The 21,709-nt window shown below is 66.6% G+C and carries 17 protein-coding genes and 2 pseudogenes; 8 read left to right on the top strand and 11 right to left on the bottom strand.

Going from position 1 to position 21,709, the window contains the following annotated elements:
* The first annotated feature begins 106 nt into the window (after nt 1–106).
* Complete coding sequence (locus HEB94_RS27835) at nt 107–514, top strand: GNAT family N-acetyltransferase (protein WP_192752632.1); 408 nt, start codon at nt 107–109, stop codon at nt 512–514.
* On the opposite strand, the gene HEB94_RS27830 is transcribed toward HEB94_RS27835, so the two are convergent.
* From HEB94_RS27830 to HEB94_RS52760, 3 genes are all read right to left on the bottom strand, one after another.
* The gene (locus tag HEB94_RS27830; protein WP_192752631.1) at nt 462–1,271 is read right to left on the bottom strand and encodes a DMT family transporter; all 810 of its coding nucleotides are present in this window, start codon (nt 1,269–1,271) and stop codon (nt 462–464) included. The genes HEB94_RS27835 and HEB94_RS27830 overlap by 53 nt on opposite strands.
* A gap of 20 nt (nt 1,272–1,291) precedes the next feature.
* A complete protein-coding gene (locus HEB94_RS27825; RefSeq protein ID WP_192756705.1) occupies nt 1,292–2,395 on the bottom strand; it encodes an IS630 family transposase in 1,104 nt (367 codons plus the stop codon).
* Between the two features lie 545 nt (nt 2,396–2,940).
* A complete protein-coding gene (locus HEB94_RS52760; protein ID WP_273376561.1) occupies nt 2,941–3,684 on the bottom strand; it encodes a hypothetical protein in 744 nt (247 codons plus the stop codon).
* Between the two features lie 642 nt (nt 3,685–4,326).
* Between HEB94_RS52760 and HEB94_RS51190 the strand changes: the two genes are divergently transcribed.
* A complete protein-coding gene (locus HEB94_RS51190) occupies nt 4,327–4,722 on the top strand; it encodes an FAD-dependent oxidoreductase (protein WP_337918558.1) in 396 nt (131 codons plus the stop codon).
* Nucleotides 4,723–4,766: 44 nt separating this feature from the next.
* A complete protein-coding gene (locus HEB94_RS27815; RefSeq protein WP_337918028.1) occupies nt 4,767–5,903 on the top strand; it encodes an FAD-dependent oxidoreductase in 1,137 nt (378 codons plus the stop codon).
* A 255-nt stretch (nt 5,904–6,158) separates the two neighbouring features.
* Here the strand turns inward: HEB94_RS27815 and istB are convergent, their stop codons facing one another.
* From istB to HEB94_RS27800, 3 genes are all read right to left on the bottom strand, one after another.
* Nucleotides 6,159–7,016 carry an IS21-like element helper ATPase IstB gene (istB, locus tag HEB94_RS27810; RefSeq protein ID WP_202896582.1) on the bottom strand — a complete coding sequence of 286 codons (858 nt, stop codon included), beginning with the start codon at nt 7,014–7,016 and terminating at the stop codon, nt 6,159–6,161.
* Nucleotides 7,013–8,380 (bottom strand): Mu transposase domain-containing protein, encoded by a 1,368-nt coding sequence (locus HEB94_RS27805; RefSeq protein WP_192752630.1) that lies wholly within the window; start codon nt 8,378–8,380, stop codon nt 7,013–7,015. The genes istB and HEB94_RS27805 overlap by 4 nt, the downstream gene beginning before the upstream one ends.
* Nucleotides 8,381–8,476: 96 nt before the next feature.
* The gene (locus HEB94_RS27800; RefSeq protein WP_192752629.1) at nt 8,477–8,728 is read right to left on the bottom strand and encodes a hypothetical protein; all 252 of its coding nucleotides are present in this window, start codon (nt 8,726–8,728) and stop codon (nt 8,477–8,479) included.
* Nucleotides 8,729–8,749: 21 nt separating this feature from the next.
* Between HEB94_RS27800 and HEB94_RS27795 the strand changes: the two are divergent.
* The 3 genes and pseudogenes from HEB94_RS27795 to HEB94_RS27785 all read left to right on the top strand — a co-directional run.
* A pseudogene (locus HEB94_RS27795) lies at nt 8,750–9,628 on the top strand (transposase); the annotation flags it as partial.
* Between the two features lie 682 nt (nt 9,629–10,310).
* A complete protein-coding gene (gene ltrA / locus HEB94_RS27790; RefSeq protein WP_192748948.1) occupies nt 10,311–12,113 on the top strand; it encodes a group II intron reverse transcriptase/maturase in 1,803 nt (600 codons plus the stop codon).
* Between the two features lie 73 nt (nt 12,114–12,186).
* Nucleotides 12,187–12,681 (top strand): annotated as a pseudogene (locus HEB94_RS27785) (IS30 family transposase); the annotation flags it as partial.
* A gap of 10 nt (nt 12,682–12,691) precedes the next feature.
* Here HEB94_RS27785 and HEB94_RS27780 read toward each other — a convergent pair.
* Both HEB94_RS27780 and HEB94_RS27775 read right to left on the bottom strand, forming a co-directional pair.
* Nucleotides 12,692–13,312 carry an IS3 family transposase gene (locus HEB94_RS27780; RefSeq protein WP_192752628.1) on the bottom strand — a complete coding sequence of 207 codons (621 nt, stop codon included), beginning with the start codon at nt 13,310–13,312 and terminating at the stop codon, nt 12,692–12,694.
* Nucleotides 13,309–13,599, bottom strand: a complete 291-nt coding sequence (locus HEB94_RS27775) for a transposase (protein ID WP_192752627.1) — start codon at nt 13,597–13,599, stop codon at nt 13,309–13,311. The genes HEB94_RS27780 and HEB94_RS27775 overlap by 4 nt, the downstream gene beginning before the upstream one ends.
* Before the next feature lie 359 nt (nt 13,600–13,958).
* On the opposite strand from HEB94_RS27775, the gene HEB94_RS27770 reads away from it, so the two are divergent.
* A complete protein-coding gene (locus HEB94_RS27770) occupies nt 13,959–14,906 on the top strand; it encodes an FAD-dependent oxidoreductase (protein WP_192752626.1) in 948 nt (315 codons plus the stop codon).
* 110 nt (nt 14,907–15,016) lie between these two features.
* Here HEB94_RS27770 and HEB94_RS27765 read toward each other — a convergent pair whose 3' ends face one another.
* The 3 genes from HEB94_RS27765 to HEB94_RS27755 form a co-directional block, all read right to left on the bottom strand.
* Nucleotides 15,017–15,847, bottom strand: a complete 831-nt coding sequence (locus tag HEB94_RS27765) for a phosphotransferase enzyme family protein (protein ID WP_192752625.1) — start codon at nt 15,845–15,847, stop codon at nt 15,017–15,019.
* A 281-nt stretch (nt 15,848–16,128) separates the two neighbouring features.
* On the bottom strand, nt 16,129–16,788 hold the full coding sequence (locus HEB94_RS27760; protein WP_192752624.1) for a cysteine hydrolase family protein: 660 nt from the start codon (nt 16,786–16,788) through the stop codon (nt 16,129–16,131).
* Between the two features lie 398 nt (nt 16,789–17,186).
* Nucleotides 17,187–18,932 carry a helix-turn-helix domain-containing protein gene (locus tag HEB94_RS27755; RefSeq protein WP_192748203.1) on the bottom strand — a complete coding sequence of 582 codons (1,746 nt, stop codon included), beginning with the start codon at nt 18,930–18,932 and terminating at the stop codon, nt 17,187–17,189.
* Between the two features lie 478 nt (nt 18,933–19,410).
* Here HEB94_RS27755 and HEB94_RS27750 point away from each other — a divergent pair, with 478 nt between their 5' ends.
* Nucleotides 19,411–21,633 (top strand): HelD family protein, encoded by a 2,223-nt coding sequence (locus HEB94_RS27750; RefSeq protein ID WP_192752623.1) that lies wholly within the window; start codon nt 19,411–19,413, stop codon nt 21,631–21,633.
* The last annotated feature ends 76 nt before the right edge of the window (nt 21,634–21,709 follow it).

The following is a 21,709-nucleotide window of genomic DNA, read 5'->3' as shown; positions in this document are numbered from 1 at the left end:
TCGCTTCAGGACGGGAGCCCTGCTACGGTCCGGGCGCATGACCTCGATCTGGGTTGGTGACCGGGTGCGCCTACGGGGAGTCGAGCCGGAGGAGTGGCAGCTGGCGATGGAGTTCGACCAGGACACGATGGTCATGCGCAACGCGGACCGGCTGCACCCGCCACGCTCCAAAGCCGGCTACCGCCGGTGGGTCGAGGCCAACGCCGGCACCCCCGACGATGACGCCTTCGGCGTCGGCATCGAATCGCTGGCCGAGGGGCGACTCGTCGGCGGACTCAGCACGAACGGTGTGGACAAGAACGCCGGAGTCTTCTCTTACGGGGTCACGATCGGCGCTGACTTCCAGCGGCGCGACATGCTCACCAGACTAAATGATGGTCAGACAGTCAAAGGCGCTTCACAGGCGGCAACGCAGCCGCGGGACCGTCTGTCGCTCAACACATGGGCAGGGCCCGGGCCGTTCAGGTGTGGCGGCGCCGACCGAACCCCGCGGCAAGTGCGGCGACCATCGTGAGCGAGGCCCCACAGAAGACCCAAAGCGTGGGCCGCGCGCCGTTTGGTACGAGACTGTCGATGGCAAGGCCCCCGGTGATCTGGCCGGCAAGCGCGCACAGGGCCGTGCGCAGCACACCGATCGACTGCACCGTGATCATGTTGGCGCCGGTGACGACCAACGCCAACAGGCCACCCGCATAGAGCCACCATCCGCCAGGCCAGCCTGCGAACCGCAGGTGCCCAGTGAGATGGAATCCCACCAGCACGCCCAACAGCGCGGTGGTGCCGACAATCGCGTTCACCAGCGACGCCGACCCCACGTTCGAGGCCACCGCCGTGATCCTTCCGTTCAACGCCACCTGCACCGGCCGGCACACGCCGAGCACCACAACGAACCCGAGCATGCCGACCGCGATATGGCCGATCGGACGGCCGACCTGAGCCACCCCTACCGCCGCGACGGCGAGCAGCGCACTGACCAGCCGGACCGCCGTCACGCGTACCTGACCCATTGGCCCAAGTCCAACGCGGTCAGTCACGAGACTGCCGACGGAGGTGCCGCACACCTGCACCACGGTGAAAAGCGCGACGCCCAGCACTGGCGCGGCCAGCGCCGTACCAGCCACCGACAGTGCCCCCAGCACACCACCGAGATACAGCCACCACGGTAGTCGCGCGGCCTTTACCCGCCACAGACCCGCGCGTACCGACGACAACGCCAACGTGGCAGTGAGCACCACCGTCGCCAGGCCGTTACTCACCAGGGCCGCCGTCACCGGCGAACCGACGTGGTCGCCTAGTGTTCCCCGCCGGAAATTCGTGCGATATATCGGGCGAGGGAGTCGAGGATTTCTTCGGCTGTCTTCTTCCAGACGAACGGTTTCGGGTCGGTGTTCCAGTTCTTGATCCATTCGCGGACGTCTTTCTCCAACGCCTGGACGCTTTTGTGGACGCCGCGGCGTAGGAGTTGGTCGGTGAGGAAGGCGAACCAGCGTTCCACCTGGTTGAGCCAGGAGGCCCCGGTCGGGGTGAAGTGCATGTGGAAGCGCGGATGGCGGGCGAGCCAGTCGTTGATGGCGGGGGTCTTGTGAGTGGAAAGGTTGTCGCAGACGAGGTAGACGTCGAGTTGGGCAGGGACCGCTTTGTCGATCGCGATCAGGAACTTCTTGAACTCCAGGGCGCGGCGTCGTCGGTGGGTCTGGGAGATCACCGTGCCATCGGCAATGTTGAACGCGGCGAACAGGCTGGTCACACCGTGGCGGACGTAATCGTGGCTGCGCCGCTCCGGCATCCCGGGCATGGCCGGCAGCACCGGCTGGGAGCGGTCCAACGCCTGCATGCCCGACTTCTCATCCACACACAACACCACCGCCCGCTCCGGCGGGTTGTGGTACAGGCCGACCACATCGACCACCTTCTCCACGAACAACGGATCCGTGGAGAGCTTGAACCCATCACTGCGATGCGGTCTCAACTCGAACTTCGCCCAGATCCGCCCAATCGTCGACTCAGACAAACCCGAACGCGCCGCCATCGACCTCCGCGACCAGTGCGTCGCACTCACCGGCGTCTCCTCCAGCGTCGCAACCACCACCTCCTCCACCTTGTCCAACAAGATCGACGGTGGACGACCCGGCCGCGGCTCATCGACCAAACCGTCCAACCGCTTGGCCACAAACCGCCGACGCCACTTGTTCACCGTGTTCGGCGACACCCCCAAGTCAGCCGCCACCTGCTTGTTCACCGCCCCCGGCACCGCACACGCCAACACGATCCGCGACCGCAACGCCAACGCCTGCGACGACTTCGCCCGACGCGACCAACGAACCAACTGCTCCCGCTCACCAGCAGACAACACCAACTCGGCCTTCGGCCGCCCAGTACGAGCCACGGACACCATCATACCGATTTAACATACGAATTTCCGGCGGGGAACACTAGCCGACCGTTCACCAAGGCCTGCGCCGCGGAACACGCGCCGCCCAGAACCGACACCGACACCGCCAACGGCACCGGCAACAACAGGCCACGCCCAACCGGAGCAACAGCAGGTGCGGCGCCCCGATCGCCTCCGACGGCCGGTACCTCTGCCCGCCCGGTCACGAAACCCGCCTCTCAGCAAGCACACCCGGCCACGAAGGACGTGGCAGGAACACCAGCGGTGCTCGGTCGGCTTTCAGAGCACCAATACGACGAGGGGCCAACGTCTGTCGTCGCCGCCGCATCCCGAGCATCGACGCCAACGCTCTCACGATCGACGCCGAGCGCACGAAGTAGCCCGCCGCAGTGCAGGACCGTCGCCGACGGCAACGAGTTCAGCGCACGGAGTTGTGAGGTCGGGCCTGTCGGTTGGCAGGGTGCCCTGTGGAGAGGTGGCCTGTGGAGATGTGGCCTGTGGAGATGTGGCCAGGGGCCGAGCCTTCCGGCCCCTGGCAGGTACGGCGCCTACTCGGCGTCCGCGATGTCCGCGCAGATCGCGAACGCCCGGACCACCTGGTCGGTCTCGCCGTGGTTGTAGCCGCGCACGACCCACTCCGTCGCGCGGAAGTAGTCACCGTGCACCGGCTCGTACTCGCCCTCGAAGTACGGCGCGGACACCGTGACCTGGATGTTCTTGTTGTCGCCGCCGAGGTCCTTCGAGTCGCCACCGAAGGTCGAGAAACCGCCGCTGAGCGCGTACTGGCCCTCCGGGCACTTCTGGATGGTCTCGTGCAGCTCCGCGCCGCCGTCACCCTTCCAGACGCTCGTGTAGCCGGCACCGGTCGTCAGGTCGGATACGCCGTCCTGACCGTCGCCACCAGCAGCGCCCGCGTCGCCCTTCGGGCCAGCGGGCCCCTGCGCGCCAGTGGCTCCCTTCGGGCCGGCAGGACCAGTCAGGCCCACGGGACCACGGGCGCCAGTGGCTCCCTTCGGGCCGGTCGCACCCTTGTCGCCCTTCTCGCCCTTCGGACCCGGAACAGCCTTGCCCGGCCACTTGATCGCGCCTTCGCCGGGCTTGCATTTCGTGCTCGCGTTGACGATCCGGACCGCCGTCTTGCCGGAGCAGGAGTAGATCGTCCCGAAGTAGTTGTAGCCGTCCTTCGGGTCGAGCGTCGCGCTGGCGACACCGGCCGAGCCGGCGATAAGGGCAGTAGCAGCCGCGACGACTGCACCCGCGATCGCACCGCGCTTCATGAACGCCTTGTTCACAACCCAGTCCTTCCGTGTCCGTCTCGCGCCAGTCGCGAGCAGGTCAGAGCCACCGACCGTGTGAAGCCAGTGGCTCTGGTCCGCCAACGATCAGATCTTCAGCACCTCGACGACCCGCGAAGCGACAGCGACAGGGCCACATCCACTTCCCCACCGTGATCATGAGTACTTCCCCATTTCCGATCGGCGAAGGTCATCAGTTCCCGGATGCCGGGAGGGTTGCATCACGGTTGGATCACGGAGCCCCAGAACGAACAAGCCTTCGCGCCGACGCGGTGGTGCACCAAAGAAATCGTCAGATCAGACGGTCGAGTTACGGGCACCGGACGATCTTTACCGTCCCGTTATCGAGCGCGGGCGAAATGCCGCAAAATGACTAATCCCGGCATGTTGCGCATGACGGAACCCAGTATGGAAAGAGCTCGTGATCTCTGGCATTCTGCTCGCCGGTGACGCGCCTAGATCGTGACGCGTTGGGGTGGACTGGGGGCTGGGGAGCTGTGTCTGTTTCGCGTAGGGCGCTTCTGGGTGGGGTGACAGCGGCGGCGACGGGCGCCGCCGTTCTGAACAGGGCCGAGGTCGCCGCTGCGGCAGGTGATGCGCCCACAATCGACACCTACCGTGCCGACGTGGTTGTCGTCGGTGGTGGCAGCGGAAGCGGCCGCTGCTCTGGGTGCTCTGCGCACCGGTGCGACCGTGTTGCTGACTGAGGAGACCGACTGGATCGGTGGCCAGTTCACGACACAACTGGTTCCGCCGGACGAGCATCTGTGGATCGAGCCCAGTGCCGGCGGCTACGGGCAGACCAAGGCGTACAAGGATCTTCGCGCCGCCGTTCGCGGCTTCTACAAGTCGAACTACCCGGTCACCAGCGCTTTCAAGGCAGCCGGCGAGCCCAACCCCGGCAAGGCGTGGGTTTCTCGGCTGGCGGCCGACCCCGCAGTGTGGCGTGCGTGCCTCTGGAACCTTCTGATGCCGTACATGGCCGGCGGAAAACTTCACGTGCTGTTCAACCACCGACCGTCTCGGCAGCGATGATCAACGGGCGAATCGAGTCGCTCGGCCTCCAGGGTCCCGACGGAGTGAAACGTTACGCGTTCGGCTCCTACTTCATCGACGCCACCGACCTGGGCGACATCCTCCCCCTCGCCAGAGCCAACCACACGGTTGGCCGCGAAAAGGGGGGCGCGCAGGCCTCCGGCGGCACAGGGGAACTGAACAACCCGAACCCCACGGCCGATCCGATGGACCAGCAGGCTTTCACCATGGTGATGGCAATCGGATACCCGCGCAGTGGCGGTAGTGACAACCGGGTCAGCAAGCCCGCCAGCTACGTGACCCACGAACCAAGCTTCCGCACGTTCTTCGCGGACAACCTCTTTGATCCGAGCAAGGAATACTCCTGGGACGACGGCCCCAACTTCTGGCAGTACCGCCGCGTCTCCGCACTGAGTAACTTCACCTCCGGATCAGTCCTCGAGGACGTGTCGCTGCTCAACTTCGCCTGCAACGACTTCAAGTCCGGAGTCCTCCTTGGCGTTGACGACGCTGCCAAGGCGGCCAACACCGCAGCCGCCAAGGAGCTGTCGCTGTCGATGCTCTACTACTTGCAGAACGAGGTTCCACGGCCAGACGGGGGCACCGACTATCCCGCGTTGCGGCTGCGCCCGGACGTCTCCGGGACCCTGGATGGCATCGCCAAGACGCCCTACATCCGTGAGGGCCGTCGAATCCAGAGCATCGGCCGCATCTTCGAGTGGCATGTCGAGGTCGACAACCGGGTCGCCCTCACCGGGCTACCGGATTCCCAAGGCACAGCCGCCCAGTTCACCGACTCGGTGGGAACCGGTCACTACTGGCTTGACATCCACGGCGGCCCCAAAGACCCTACGGGCCTGTGGCAGCGCTGCTACCCGTACCAGATTCCGCTGATGGCGCTGATTCCGAACAACGTCGCCAATCTCCTCGCAGGTGGTAAGTGCCTAGGCACCACCCATGTCACCAACGGCGCCTACCGGGTCCACCCTTCCGAATGGAGCATCGGAGAGGCCGCCGGCATCGTTGCTGCGTTCTGCGTCACGCGCAAGACCGACCCGCGCACCGTGAGGGCCAGCCGAATGAGCGAGCTCACGAGCGTGCTCACCGCCCAGGGCGTCCAGACGGTCTGGCCCACTGCGGTGAAGAACCGTTGGCTGCTTCCCAAGGGCGTACGGAGCTAGGTTCCGACGGCGGCGCTGTCAACCGAGTCCAGAACCGCGGACAAACCTCGAATCGAGAACAACGTGAAGTTCCCCCCGCGGAGTGGACACTCAACTTCTACGCGGCAAGGGTTGTGTGTGGACTGTATCTGAGGCGTGCTTCGAGTGGTGTGACGTAGCCCAGTTCGGGGTCCTTGCGGAGCCTTCGGCGGTTGTAGTTCACCTCGATGATGATGGCGCTCGCCGTAGTTCCCCAGGGTTGCTTATCGAAGTTCCTCACCTGGTGGTGCGGTCACTGTAGTGGTCGGCGGGTGCCGGTGGCGGCTTGTCGGAGTGTGTCGGCTCGGGCGTGGTGGTTGCGGAGTCGGTAGGAGTCTCCGTCGAGTTGAGGACGACGCTGCGGTGGAGGAGTCGGTCGAGCATGGCGGCGGCGACGGTGGTGTCGCCGAGGACCTCACCCCAGGAGGCGACACCGCGATTCGTGGTGAGGACGATCGAGGTTTTGAGGTAGCGCTGCGACACGACTTGGAACAGGGCGGACGCGGCTTCACCGGGCAGGGGCAGGTAGCCCAGTTCGTCGATGACGAGCAGGGTGGGGCCGGCGAAGAAGCGCATGGTGGTGGCCCAGCGGCCTTCGATGGCCGCGCGGTGGCAGCGGGCGGCGAGGTCGGCGGCGGTGGTGAAGTAGGTGCGGTAGCCGGCTTCGGCGGCGGCGCGGCCAAGTCCCACGGCCAGATGGGTCTTGCCCACTCCGGGTGGACCGATGAGCAGGACGTTGGTGGCGGACTCGAGGTAGCGGCAGGTGGCCAGTTCCTCGATCAGTTTTTTGTCCACGGCGGGTGCGGCGTCGTAGTCGAAGTCGGCCAGGGTCGCGGGGGTGGGCAGGGACGCGAACCGGAGCCGGCCGGCCAGGCGGCGGGCTTGGTTGGCGTCGACCTCGATCGCCAGGAGCCGTTCCAGGGTTGCGGTCATCGACAGTTGCTCGGTCTCGGCGGCGGCCAGCACGGCGGGCAGGTGCTCGGCGGCGTCGTGCAGCTTCAACGTGGCCAGGTGGGCACGCAGCTGCTGGTAGAGGCTGGCCTGGGCCGGTGTTCTCGGCCCCGCAGGCGTCATGGTCGTGGTCGTGGTGGTCATGTGAGGGTGTTCCTTCCTTTGGCTGCGGTTGCGTAGCGGGCCAGGTCGATGACCACGCCCTGGTCGGGTGGGCCCTCGCCGCGGCCGGGGTCGGCGGCTTGGTGGCGGGTGCGGAGCTGGTCGGCGGCTGCTCGGGCGGCGGGTCCGGGTGGGATGCGCTGCTTGCGTCGGTGCGGGGCGGCATCGGTGAACGCGGTCAGGGCAGCGTGGTTGAGGGCGTGGACGTGGCCGTGGTCGCGGACCATCACCCCGGCGCCGTCGATCGCGAGCCGGTGTTGGGCGATCACGGTGCCGTTGGTGGTGGCGATGTCGAGGTGGTGGGCGCCGAGCCGGTGGGAGACGGTCACGGTCGCGTGGGCGAGTTCGGGTGGGACCGAGTAGCGGTTACCGCGGTAGGCGACCAGCGCCTGTGCCGAGGCGAGGCGTTGCACGGTGATCGTGGCGGGGAACGGCCTGGCAGGCACCGGCCTCAGACGCTCACCCTCGGCGTTGGCCAGGGCGGCCACGGAGGCCTTGCCGTCGGCGGTGGCGCGGATCCGCACATCGGCGCGTAGCTGGCAGAAGTCATCCAGGCTGGCCTGGGCCTGCTCGGGGGTGAGCTCATCGGGCAGGGTGCGCCACCACCGTTGCGCGGCGGTGTGGTTGGCCTTCTCCACCACGCCCTTGCGGTTCCCGCGCCGCGGCGGGCAGATCGCCACCTGCACGCCGTAGTGCTTGGCCACCGCCGCGAAGGAGGAGGTGATCCTTCCCGAAGCGGGGTGGCAGACGGTGGCCATCCGATCGAACCGCCACACCCTGCTCAGCCCACCGAGCGCACGAGTCGTGCGGTCCAGGGCGTCCACCAGATGCGGCTGATCCATCGACGCGGCCAGGACACCGCGCCAGCGGCCAGAGTGCGCCAGCGCCCCGACCAGCAAGAACGCCTTGCCACCCCAGCCCCACTGCTGCGGCGGGTCGGGCAGTTCTACCCAGTCCCACTGGGTCTCCTCACCGGCCGGGTGCTCGATCACCGCGGCGGGGCGGCCTTTGGCCGGTGAGCACGGCTCACAGTGCGGCCGCAGCCGCTGGGTGCGCAGCTGTCGGGTGAAGCTCGGATACGAACGGGCGTAACCGAGCTTGGTGACCTCATCGAAGAGGGTCTGCGCCCACAGATGCGGGTCCTCCACCAGCCGCTCACGGCAGTAACCGATGAACGGCTCGAACGGGTCCGGCCCGGCCGGGCGGCGCTGCCCGGCGACCCTGTCCCCGTTCAGATAGGCGCGGATGGTCTTACGGTCATGTCCCAGATGCCGGGCGATCGCAGAGATCGTCCAGCCCCGGCGATGCAGCGCATGTGCGTCCACATCGTCCTCCCGTGTCAACATGGGAAGCGAGGGCTCCTTCGAGATGGCGCGTGGTCAGAGACCGCCAGTCTCGAAGGAGCCCGACCGCTTCAAGCGGAGCCACACGGGTGGGGAATTTCAGTGAGCAGGTCTGGGGAACTTCAAACGAGCCCCGTCAATGAAGGTGAACACGTCGGCGCGGGCGGCCTGTTTGCTGAGCCAGACCTCGGTCCCGATCTCTGCTTTCAAGATCGCGAAGAAGCTCTCGGCGGCAGCGTTGTCGTAGCACGATCCCACTCGACCCATGCTCTGGCGCATCGTCAACTTGTGTATCTCGCTGCGGAACTCACGTGAGGTGTACTCGGCGGATTCCAGTGGTCGTCGCAACACCTCGAAGAGGGAGGTGTGTGGATGGGGCGTCCGCCGGGATGGACGACAGCTGTTACGGGAAGGCCGGCGATGCGGTCGTCGGGTCGGCCAGGCGGCAACGCTCGCGAGGTCCAGCGACGGTTCTGGCGTGAGGTCAGGAAGGGATTGTCGAGTGAGGACGCGTCTGTCGCGTGCGGCGTGTCGGTGCCAGTGGGATCGCGCTGGTTCCGTGAGGGTGGCGGCATGCCACCGATCAGTCTTGCCGAGCCGTCGGGTCGGTATCTGTCGTTCACTGAGCGTGAGGAGATCGCGCTGCTGAGAGTCGAAGGCCATGGGGTTCGTCAGATCGCCTCACAGCTGGGTCGCAGCCCCTCGACGATTTCTCGGGAGCTGCGCCGCAACGCCGCCACCCGCGGCGGGCGTGTGGACTACCGCGCATCCGTTGCCCAGTGGCACGCCGAGAGTCGCGGTAAGCGCCCGAAGGTCGCGAAGCTGGCCGTCAACGATCGGCTCCGTCGCTATGTCGAACAGCGGCTGGCAGGAGTGGTCCGCGACGCCGAGGGCCGGCCGATCCCGGGACCGAACGTGCCGTGGAAGGGAAGGCGTCACGGCCGCCGCGCGGACCGGCGCTGGGGAGTTGCGTGGAGTCCCGAGCAGATCAGCAAGCGGCTGCAGGTCGACTTCGGTGATGATGAGTCAATGCGGATCTCGCACGAGACGATCTACCAGGCCCTATACATCCAAGGGCGTGGCGCCCTCAAGCGCGAGTTGACTGCCTGCCTACGCACTGGCCGTGCCCTTCGAGTTCCCCGCGCCCGCACCCGTGGACGGGGCAAGAAGTTCGTCACGCCCGAGGTGCTGATCACCAACCGGCCTGCTGAGGTTGAGGACCGGGCCGTTCCAGGGCATTGGGAAGGCGACCGTGCGACACGAAGCCGCACGAATTTGAGTGGACTGTCCAGTTGGAGAGGCGGTTGATAAGGCCGTAGGTGCAGTCACGGGTCTGTGTCCGTATGGCCCGTCCCCGCCCTTGACGTGCGACGCCGGTAACGGGGTGGTGCGAAGCTCAGGGGAAAGCCCAAGGACTCCCGTTCCATCCGGGAGTTACAGGCAAGGGGAAGACCGGACGGGTGAACGAAAGTGAACTCCCGATGATGCCTCGTGATCCCAAGCCTCGCCGATGGAAGTTCTTAGTGGGGTGTATGGCTAGCCGTTGTGAAGCGGTAGGCGCTGGCTGGTAGAGGTCACTCCGGCCAGGTGGACACCGCCGCCTCGGGGTAAAGGGAGCACCCACCCCGGTCGTATCTCATTCGTGTGGAACGTGGAAACCCCGTTGGGGTCCGGGCTGTTAGGAGCCCGGTCGGCCGACTGTGAGGAAGGCTAAATTCCCCAGCGGGAACAGGATGACCCAAGAAGCCAATGCCGGAAGCCGAAAGGAAACGGGAACCCGGGGCAGTATGGCCGGCCTCTCCGCCGGCCGCCCCGCATAACCGTCCGGATACGGGTGTGCTGCCCGGCCCGAAAGGGTGCTGACGTGGGCCAGGTGAGCCTGTGCAGAGATCACTGAAGAAAGACGACGGAACCGAGGGGCAAGTTGGACACCATGTTGATCGCGGGACGGAACGGCCTCGGTCGTTCTGCCGCCTCCGCGCTGGTGAACGGACCCGAGGGCGAAGACTTGGACTGGGCGTCGGTTGACTGGCGGCGGGTCGAGGAAGACGTACGACGTCTGCGGCAGAGAATCTTCACGGCATCGCAGGCAGGGGACCTGAGGAAGGTCCGCAATTTGCAGAAGCTGATGCTTCGGTCCCGCTCGAACACGCTCCTGAGCGTGCGACGGGTGACGGAGATCAACGCGGGACGTGCGACGGCGGGAGTCGACGGGAAGGTGGTGTTGCTTTCCCAGTCAAAGGCCGCTCTGGCCGACTGGGTCCAGCACCGTGCCCGACCGTGGATTCCCTGGCCCGTCAAGCGGGTGTTTATCCCCAAGCCGGGGACGAAGAAGAAGCGCGGGCTCGGGATTCCAGTGATTGTTGACCGATGCCTGCAAGCTGTGGCATTGGGTGCACTGGAGCCCGAGTGGGAAGCGCGGTTCGAGCCGAAGTCGTATGGCTTCCGGCCTGGCCGCGGCTGTCACGACGCGATCGGGGCCATCTACTCCACGCTCAACGGGAAGAACCCGCAGCGTGCGTGGGTGCTCGACGCTGACCTGACGGCGGCATTCGACCGTATCGACCATGCCCGGCTCATGGCGGCGCTCGGCACCTTCCCAGCCCGGGGACTGGTCCGGCAGTGGCTGAAGTCCGGGGTCGTGGATCGCGGTCGGTTCGCCCCGACCGAGGAGGGAACTCCGCAGGGCGGGGTTATTAGCCCTTTGCTCTTCAACGTGGCCTTGCATGGGATGGAGGAAGCCGCAGGGGTCCGCTATTACACCTCCGGCAGAGATGCCGGGAGTGCGCAGAGCGGTAGCCCCGTGCTGGTGCGGTACGCAGATGATTTTGTCGCGATGTGCACCAGCCGTGAGCAGGCCGAACAGGTCAAGGAACGGCTGGCGGTATGGCTGACGCCCCGGGGGCTCGCCTTCCACGAGGGCAAGACACGCATTGTCCACGCGGAGAGCGGGTTCGACTTCCTGGGATTCAATGTCCGCCGCTATCACGGCAAGCTGCTGATCAAACCGAGTGCAGCGGCTCAACGACGGATCCGGGAACGGCTGCGCACCGAAATGCTGGCCCTGCGAGGGGCCAACGCTGGTGCGGTACTCAAGAAGATCAACCCGATTGTGCGGGGTTGGTCGGCCTATTACCGGACGGTGGTGTCCAGCGAAATCTTCACGGCGCTGGACAGCTACATGTGGAAGCTCGCTTACAAGTGGGCCAAGCACGGCCACCCGAACAAGCCGAAGCACTGGATCTGCGACAAGTACTTCGGCCGGTTCAACAAGACCAGGAGGGACCGATGGGTGTTCGGTGACCGCGACAGCGGCGCCTACCTGCTCAAGTTCTCCTGGACGAAGATAGTCCGGCACCAGTTGGTCAAGGGGAAGGCGTCCCCGGACGACCCCACCCTGGAGTCATACTGGGCTCAGCGGCGCCGCAAGGGAACACCTCTGCCAGTCGCCGCTATGACCGTGCGCCTCCTACAGGCTCAACACGGCCGCTGCTCGGTCTGCGGAGGGCTCCTGCTGCACGCCGACCACCCGCCACAAAGCCCACAAGAATGGGAAGCATGGCGGGTCGTCATCCGGAAGGCGATCTCCAAGCAATACATCGCATTCCCGGAGGAGAGCACGCCTGGCGATCAACGAGTCCGTCTCCTCCACACCCATTGTCAACGGCGGAACGGAGCCGCCGTGATGACGAGTCCCGCACCTTCTCCTGCCGGTGCGCCTTTCGGGCTTGCTTGAGCCGTGTGCGGTGAATAGCTGCTTGCACGGTTCTGAGGGGGCGGGGACGCAGTAATGCGTCCCCGCTACCCGACTCATCATCGGACTCAACCAATCGGCAATCGGGACGCTTGTCGAGCGCACCACGCGGTTCACCGTCCTGCTGCACCTGCCGCGGATGGAGAGCTACGGACTCACCCTACCGACGAAGAACGGCCCACCGTTAGCCGGACACGGCGCGTTGGCGGTGCGCGACGCGATCGCGGCCCAGATCGGCGGCCTGCCCGAGCAGTTGCGCCGCTCGTTGACCTGGGACCAAGGAGCCGAGATGGCTCAACACCTACAGCTGAAACTCCAAACCGGTCTGGACATCTACTTCTGCGACCCCCATTCACCCTGGCAGCGCGGCACCAACGAGAACACCAACGGCCTGCTGCGCCAGTACTTCCCCAAAGGAACCGACCTGTCGCGGCACAGCATCACCGACCTCGACGCCATAGCCTCCACCCTCAACACACGTCCCCGCAAAACACTCGGATGGAGAACACCCGCCGAAGCGTTCAAAGACCACCTATCCTTAGTTTCCTAGGACGGTGTTGCTACGACCCCTTGAACCTAAGCTCGCTGCCGCGATCGCTGTGGAAGATGCAGTCCTCCTCCAAGTCGCCGCGGGCGTGGGCCATGCGCAGGGCGTCGATGACCAGATCGGCGCGGTGGTGGTCAGCCATGGACCAGCCGAGCACCTCGCGGGTCGCCAGGTCGATGGCGGTGGCGAGGTAGTACCAGCCCTGGGCGGTGGGCAGGTAGGTGATGTCGCCGACCAGTCTCGTGCCGGGCCGCTTCGCGGTGAAGTCGCGGGCGATCAGGTCCGGCGCCGGCGCAGCCGTGGTGTCGGCCTTGGTCAGGCTGCGGCGCCGACGCCGTGTGATGCCGCGGATCCGGCGTTCTCGCATGATCCGCTCCACCTTCTTGCGATTGACCGCCCGCCCGCTGCGGCGCAGGGTGGCGTGCACCCGCGGGACACCGTAGGCCCCCATGGAGTCGCGGTGGATCTCGGCGATCTCCCCGGCCAGGACGTCCTCCTCCCGGGCGCGGGCCTCGGCGGCAGGCCTACCCGCCCGCCACGCATAGAAGGAGGAGCGGGAGATCTCCAGCACTCGACAGATCCGCTTGACGCCCCAGGCATCGTGGTGATCCTCAACGAAACGGAAGCGGATCACCGTATCGTCTCCGTGGCGAAATAGGCGGCCGCCTTGCGGAGGATCTCGATCGTCTTCTGCTGCTCGGCGGTCTGCTTGCGCAGTCGCTTCAGCTCCTCACGTTCGGTGCTGGTCAGTTCCCCAGGCCGGCCCTCGCCCCGGTCGGCCCCATCGCGGTTGACCCAACCGCGCAGCCCTTCCGGGCTGACCCCGAGCTCCCGCGCGATCTCGGTGACGGTCCGCTCCGGCGAGGAGCGCACCAGCGCGACCGCGTCCCGCTTGAACTCCTCGGTATACCGCTTACTCATGTTGCTCTTGGTTCCCACCTGGCACTACTTCCTCTGGGCTCACACGTCCCAGTCTCCAGGTGTCCAGTCCGCGGGGGGAACTTCAACGTGAGCACGACGCGACGTTCGCTGCTGCGCGCGGGCGTGGTAGGAGTGGCAGGTGCCGCTGTTGGATCCGGCGCCACCGCGGCCCTCCTGCGCCCCAGAGGAGCCAGTGCGGTGGAAGCGCAACCGGCCCCAGCCGGAAGTACTTCGCCGACACCCAGCCCGACCTCCACGGCCGAGATCCTTCAGCCAGATGTCCTGATCGCCGGCGGCGGCGTCGCGAACCGCACAACCACTGGACCAATGCCGACCCGTCCTGCCAGCAGCCCTTCACGATGGTCGCCGCCCTCAGCTATGCGCCGGGCCGCCCCAGAGACGGTGTTCACACCACCGCCTATGCCGACTTCGCTGCGGTCTACCAAAAGTTCGGCTCCAACCACAGGGACGTCTTTGATCCAAGCCGGGACTGGTTGTGGGAGGACGGCCGCAACTTCTGGCAGTACCGACGTGTCCGATACCGCGGGTATCTGCGCGACGCCTACCTCGGCGACATCACGCTGCTCAACCAAGCCGAGAACGACCACCGCGCGCGCCTGTTGATCCCGGTGAACGGTCGCCCCGACACTTCCGCGTTCGCGGCCGCCGTGGCGCGTGCCACCGAGCAGACGCGCGGCCTCATCGAGTACTTCCAGCGGCACTACCCGCGCCCGGACGGCTCAGGGCGCGGCTGGCCTGGGATCTTCCGCGTACCGGGGGCCATCGGCACACCGACCGGATTCGCGGCCCACCCCTACGTCCGCGAATCGCGCCGCGCGAGCGCCGAGCAGACCATCACCGAGAACGACGTCGGCGTGGCGGCGCGGACACGCCAGCGCAACGCCGACAAGACGGCTACGCGGTACACCGACTCGGTGGGAACCGGCGTCGGCCCCATCGACATCCACCGCACCCGCGCGCATCCGGGCGGCCTCTTCCTGGCGACCTATCCGTTCGAGATCCCGCTCCGTTCGCTGGTCCCCCGCGGCATGCGGAACCTCCTGATGGGCGCGAAGAACATCGGCACCACCCACCTTGCCAACGGCTGCTACCGCTACCACCCGATCGAATGGAGCATCGGCGAAGCGGCCGGACACGCACTCGCCTTCGCACTCCGCAACGGCACCGAGCCGAGATCTCTGCCCACCCGCTGGAAAGAGTTCGCCCGCTACCTCGACGACAACGGCGTCCACCGACACTGGCGCGAGGACCTGGCGCGCGTACGCGTCGAGTCCTTCCACATCTGAGACGTACGCGAGGCGCCACAGTCGTGCACCCATGAATCGCGCAGGCCGATAGCGCATGCCGGTCGGGACATCGATGTCCTGGCCGGCGATCAGCTGTGGGTATCCGGCGTCTAGCGACCGAGTTCCGCTCGCATCTGGCCCAGCCATTCTGCGCCCAGCTCGCGCCCGTTCGGGAGTTGGTCGCCTCGATCCCACCGCCACGTCGTGATCATCGCCAGAACGAGGATCCGGCACTCGCGCAGCAGGTCTTGATCGACACCTGGGTAGTTCTCGCCGACCTCTTCGGCTGCATGGGCGAGGTCGAATTCGACAGGGCCACGGCAGCACGTTTCAAGGTCAATGAACAGCAGCCCGTTCTTCGTGGTGAGCACGTTGCCTGGATGCGGCTCCCCATGCAGAAGCTGCTCGGCCGGGCCGCGTTCGCCGATCGCTCGTCTCAAACTTCGTAACGTGTTGCTGAGGAGCTCCCGGTCGGCGTCAGCAAGCGCTGGGGTGAGGTCTCGGCTTGCCAGGAGTTGCTGGGCACTCTCAACTCGATCTGTGAAGTGCGGTGTCGGGACATCGAGCTTGCGCATACTGGCATGGAGCCGCTCGAGCGCATTGGCGTAGCCGGCTGGTGAGACCACGTCAGTTGCCACGGGTTCGTAGTAGGTCCACAGCGTGATCACGAAGCCGTCACGCTCAAAGGCACGCGGTTGCACTCGGGGCTCGAGTGTAGCCACCGGGCTCCCGGATTCGGCGAGGCGTTGAGCAAGGTCGATCTCGAACTGTGCGACCTGCTCGTCCTCAGGCGCCACCCGGGCCAGGACGTCACAAGGTAGAAGACGCAGAGTGAGCTTGTTCGAGTCATTGAGAATGATTGCGTCGTCGGCTGGCAGTCCGAGTGACGAGGCGATCGACATGGCCGCAGCCACCGCACGCTGGGCCTCTGTCGCCTGCATGGTTCGCCTTGCCCCTCTCCTTCGAGAGCCGCCGAATCGCTCCGAGCGGCACAACCTGGGCACCATACCAAGTTGTCGACAGGGGGCGCCGTGCCGCGACAGGGCGATCGAGCGCGTGCAGTAGCCACGCCACACACAGGGCCGATGGTGACCGGCACGCTCGGGTGCGGCGCGCGTCATGGTGCCTGAGTCACAACCGGACGGCGATCGTGCCGTGGCTGCGCACCCTCGACGCGTCGGTGGCTGCGGTCAACCAGGTCCGCGGGCCCGGCGTTCGTCGGTCAGGAGTTACCCTGCTCCATCGCCTTGACGGTTTCGTCCGTGGTCAGGACCGCGTGGGCGAGGAACGCGTAGTTGATGAGGGCCGCCTCATACCCGTAGCCCCACTCAGGATGCTTTGGTGCAGCTGTCGCGTCTTTGGCGACGGCCACCTCGAACCCCTGCTCCAGCAGTTCGCGCAGGTGAGACTCGACGCAGATGTTGGCAAGCATTCCGCCGAGAATGACACTGGTGATCCGCCGTTTGCGGAGCTGTAGAACCAGGTCGTTGGTCTCTGGCCCCCAGACGCGATGCGGAGCGGCCACGATGGTCCTGCCGTCCTCGATGTAGGGCTTGAAACGCTCCAGCCAGTCAGCGCCGGACCCTTCCAGGCCGTCGAGGTTCAAGGTTCCCCTGCGAGCGAACATTCCGGACTCAGCCTCGTCTGCTTCGAGTGGCCCGTTGAATTTCCACCCTCGGTCCGTCGGATAGAAATAGTGCGGAGAGATAAAGACCTCGAACCCGTTCGCCTTCGCCGCCTCGAAGATGCGTTCCATGTTCTCGATGGTGTTGATCTCCCGCAGGCTTTCGTGGACCAACGGCCACGCCAGCCCGGTTTCTGCCAGCACCTCGTTCTGAGGATCGATGAAAACTACCGCGGTTTCCCTCTTCCCAATGTTCATGTTTCCCCCTATGCCGGGACGACGACCCCTTCGCAACCCATTGGTCCCCGACTGCAGGGTCTCCGTCCGCGACCACTTGTGTCACCGAGTGTAACTTCGCGATGGCACGCTCTTGACCTGACCAAGCCGTGCTACCGCCTCCAGAAGTTGGGCGCGCGGCCGATCTGTCCCGGATGTCCGGATCACCCAGTACTCCACGCAGTTCGGGAGTGATGGGTCTCCACATGCCGTCGCGCGCTGTCGTGGCCGCGACCCGCACGCCGGAGTCATCGAGCAGCAACACTGCTGTGTTTGTCTCTACGACACGTCATCAGCGTGGCGACCAGGCAGGGCCTGTGCTCATCCGCGGGTCTAGCCCTAACGCTGATTCTCGCGCAGCGGATTCAACCCCAGTTTGATCACTCGTATTCGTAGCGGAGGTGTCGTCCGCCCCACCAGGGGACTTCGGTGGTGGGGAGGTCGGCGTGGCGGAGGACGGGTGAGTAGGCGCGTCGGTCGAGGCGGACGATGGTTTCGTTATCGCGGTTTTCGATTGTGCCGCCGGTGGAGAGGAATCGGCGTTGCAGGGTGTCGGGTGTGGCGGTGGCGTAGCCGGGGAGGCGTCGGCGGAGCGCGGCGCAGATGGTGTGGGCGAGTACGGAGAGCACGACGTCGAGGTCGATGTTGAGGGGGACCGCGCCGGCGAGGGCGTCCAGGCCGAAGGAGCGGATGGCTTCGGCGAGGCGTTGTTCGATGTTCATCCGCCTGGCGTAGGCCTCGATCACGTGTTTGGTCGGGGTGGTGCGATTGTTGGTGATCAGGATGGTGGGTTCGTCGTGCCCGAGTCCGGTGATGGCGAGTTGGCGTAGCGTGCTGGGGTAGGCCGAGAGTGTGGCGGCGGGGTCTTCGATCACGCGGACACGGCGGGTTTTCCCGCCCGCTCGGGCGATGGTGAGTGGTGTCCAGTCCTTGGCGGGCAAGGCATGTAGGTGTTCGGTGAGTTTCGGGGTGCGGGCGCGCAGGGTGATGAAGGCGATGCCGCGGGCGTCGAGGTCGGCGAGCTGGGCCTGGGTGGTGACCTTGGAATCGAAGATCAACAGTTTCGGGTCCGCTCCGGAGGTTGTGCGCCAGTGGTCGGCGAAGGCGAGGATTTCGTTGTTCTGGTTGGCTTTGGCGAGGTCGGCGTTGGCGTAGAGCAGGGTGTGGGTGGCCGCGTCTTCGGCGAAGAAGGTCAACACTGAGCGGGTGCGTTGCGAACGTCTGGGCACGTAGTGTTTTTCCAACGCGGGGTCGGCGCCCCAGTGCATGACGGCGTGGAAGTCGAGGTTGATCGCCTCGCCGTGCGCGAGCCCTGCGGCGAGGCTGGCTTTGTCCAGTGCGGCAAGGAATCGTTGTTGCCGGGTGTGGTCGAGCCGGTAGGAGTAGGTGGTCAGCGCGGTGGCCTTGGGCAGGCTGGTCAGCCCGGCGAACAACGCCGCACCGGGGTCGGTGGCGATGTCGTCGATGTGGGAGACGCGGCGGGTGGTGGTGAGTTTGATCGCCAGCAGCGACAGGATCGAGCTGATCGCCGGGATCACAGACGTGCCGGGATAGCCCGCGGCCCGCACCAGGCCGGGCAGGTCCAGTGCCACCAGATCGGGGATGGTCAGCAGTAGCCCGGCCATCCGGGTGTCGGCGTGGGCGGGCAGGACGGCGAAGTCGATCACCTTGGTGCGGGGCTGGGATTCGCGTCGGGGTAGGCCGCGCTCGGCGTGCGGACGGGGCCACAAGCGTGGGAACCCTTCCTCGGCCAGGACTTCGGCGACCCCGGTGCGGTTGAGCGGAGTGTCCTCCTCGGCGAGCGCGGCAGCGATCTCGTGGGCCGAGTGGCCCAACCGGCGCAGCTCGATGATCCTGGTGCGGGCCGCTTCCTTGGCCGGGGCCGTCTTCGGGCCCGGACGCGAGCTCTGGAAGAACTCGCAGCGTCCGGCCCGGAAGTCCCGCACCAGCGACTGCAGCGTCGTCAGGGTGTAGCCGAAGCGGGTCGCCGCCTCCGCCGCTGAGACTCCCTCGAACAGGTACGCGCGCAGTGCCTCGTAACGACGCTGGTTCGCCGCTGCTGGGGCGGCGAAGTACTCACTGCCCCGACGGGCCGCTTCTGGGGTGGATATCGCTGCTTGTTCCACGATTCAACTACAGCAAGCGACACGATCGCGGTCAACGTGACACGCCGATCACTGGCGGCGACAGAGCGCAACGGCAGCCATCGCTGCGTCTCTCCCGCCGTCGTACTCCAAGTGAGATCGTGCTCGCTCATCACATCCGGGTCGGACGACAATCCGAAATCCGCCACAACAGGCAGTCAGATCGACCCTGACCGATCACCCGCTTCGGGCGCAACGACCATCACAATCACATGCCCATAGGCGAAAGCAGCCCGGAGCCGCCCAACATCCTGGAGCCACCGACGCGCCACCGCTAGACACGAGAATCGGCGCTAACCCGCCCATACTGGTAATGTCCGGTGGCTTGTCGTACGGCAGCAGTGTCGGAGAGTAGGGACCGAAACGAGCCGGTTGCGCCGCCCACTTCGAGGCGGCCCCGGAGCGAGGGCCCGCGCCCACTGCTGACGAGTGCCTGACAACCATCGTGGAGGCCCCCGTCATGCCCTCTGCCCAATCCAACGCCGCCGCGGATCTGCCGAACGAGGCAGCGATCGATACCGGGGCGGACCCCGAGTTGGCCGTCGAACGCGCCCACCTCGGAGCCGCTCATGCCGCACTGGAGCTCATGCACGCGGAGGTCGTCGAGACCGATACTCCGGCCATCGTCTATGCCGGCGCGGACAGCTACTGGGACAACAAGTTCTACCAGTGGTCGCGAGAACTCCGCGCCGAGATACTGCTGGACCAACCGAAGATCCCGCTGTTCTTCGGTCGCCTGGACTGCGAGCCGGGCGCGGTGTTCGACCGCGTCGAGCGTGGGCCTGGGTCCAGCGGCGCGGTCGACCGGATCTACATCGGCCGCCGGCACATCCGGGAGCCAGACGGTACGCCGTTGGTGATCGACTGGCGGGCTCCGGTCGCCGTACCGTTCTACCGGGCCGGACCGGCCGACCCCCAGCGCGTGTTGGTGCGCCGTCGCCACGGCTTCTCCCATGAGCCCGGGCCGAGAGGGTACGTCGAGTTGACGGCGTACGAGGACGAGCCGGTGAGCGGCGGCCCGGTGGCGCCCGCGGAGGGCTTCTCGAACCTGGTGACCGCGGAGATCGAGCGGCCACGATCGGGGCCGATGCGGGACATCGTCGCGACGATCCAGCCTGATCAGGACGTCCTGGTCCGGGCACCACTCGACACCACGATCTGCGTGCAGGGGGCGCCCGGCACCGGGAAGACCGCGGTCGGCCTGCACCGGATCGCCTACCTGCTGTACGCCGAACGGACCCGCCTGGCCCGGGACGGCGGGATCGCGATCATCGGTCCGAACCGGTCGTTCCTGCAGTACATCCGGCATGTGCTCCCGGCACTCGGCGAGGTCTTCGTCCAACAGCTCACCTTCCCGGATCTGATCCGACGCTATTTCCCCGACCACGCGATGGCCGCCGACGATGAGCCGACGGCGACGGTCACCGTGAAAGGCGACGCCCGGATGGCGGAGGTCGCGCGGCGCGCTCTGTGGTCCGGCGCCCGTCTCGGCGATGACGTGGAGGCGCTCGTCTACAGCCAGGGAGCGAGTCGCTTCCGGGTGCCGGACTACGAGGTGCGCGAGATCGTCGCGGGCGTTCTCGAGACCGCCACCAGGTATGCCGCCGGCCGCACCACGCTCGCACAGCGGCTCGCTCACGCCGTGCTGATTCGCATGGAGCAGCGCGGCGGAACTCCGGACGATCGGACCCAGAACGCGGTGGCCAGGTCGGCGCCGGTCAGGCGCATCCTCGACCGGGTGTGGCCGCAACGTACCCCGGAGCAGGTGCTGTACCGGCTGCTGTCGGATGCCGACTTCCTCGCCGAGGCCACGGGTGGCGAGCTCACGCCCGAGGAGCAGAAGGCCCTGCGCTGGCCAAAGCCATACCGGTCGGTGAAGTCCGCCCGCTGGTCCGAAGCGGACCTGGTCCTCCTGGACGAGCTTGGGGACCTGCTCGAGCGTGGGCCTCGCCGCGGCCATCTGGTCGTCGACGAGGCACAGGACCTCTCGGCGATGCAGCTCCGCGCACTCGGCCGGCGGTGTCGTACGGCGACGGTGTTGGGCGACCTTGCGCAGGCCACCACGCCGTACGCGACGACCTCGTGGCAGGCCGTGCTGGATCAACTGGGGGCGAGCGAATCCGCCGAGCTGGTGGAGCTGACCCGCGGGTTTCGGGTCCCGGCCGCGATCATCGAGTACGCCGCCAGGTTGCTGCCCGCCCTGCAACCAGACTTGGCCGAGCCCGTGAGCCTGCGGCGTGCCGAGGGCGCCCTGGCGGTAATGGCGGTCGACGGGCACGAGGTGACCGCCGATCACATCCTCCAAGCCTGCTTGCGGATTGACGAGCAGGGCGGACGCGCGGGGTCGATCGGCATCATCGCGGCCGACACGGAGATCGCGCGAGTCTTCGACGTGCTCTCGGCCGAGCCGGTGAGATCCCGCTTGGACCGGGCTGGCCTGGTCCCCGGCATGCTCGGGCGTACTGAGAACGCCCTGGAACACTTCCGGCTCGTGTGCGTGCCCGCCTCGCTGGCGAAGGGCTTGGAGTTCGATGGCGTCGTCGCGGTCGAACCCGCCCACATCGTCGACGCCGAACCTCGCGGGTTGAACCGGCTGTACGTCGTACTCACCCGCGCCGTGTCCGCACTCACCGTCCTGCACGCGCTGCCGTTGCCTGCCGAACTCCTCAACGCGACTGCCTGATGAACGACGGCCCGGTCTGGCCTCATGAGCCGACCTGGCTGGTGAGGACGGGGCAAGCATGACCGAGACGACGGGC

Source organism: Actinopolymorpha pittospori, from assembly GCF_014873875.1.
Classification (GTDB): domain Bacteria; phylum Actinomycetota; class Actinomycetes; order Propionibacteriales; family Actinopolymorphaceae; genus Actinopolymorpha; species Actinopolymorpha pittospori.
The sequence above is the reverse complement of the archived record's forward strand: the minus strand, read 5'-3'. Positions and strand labels throughout refer to the sequence as shown.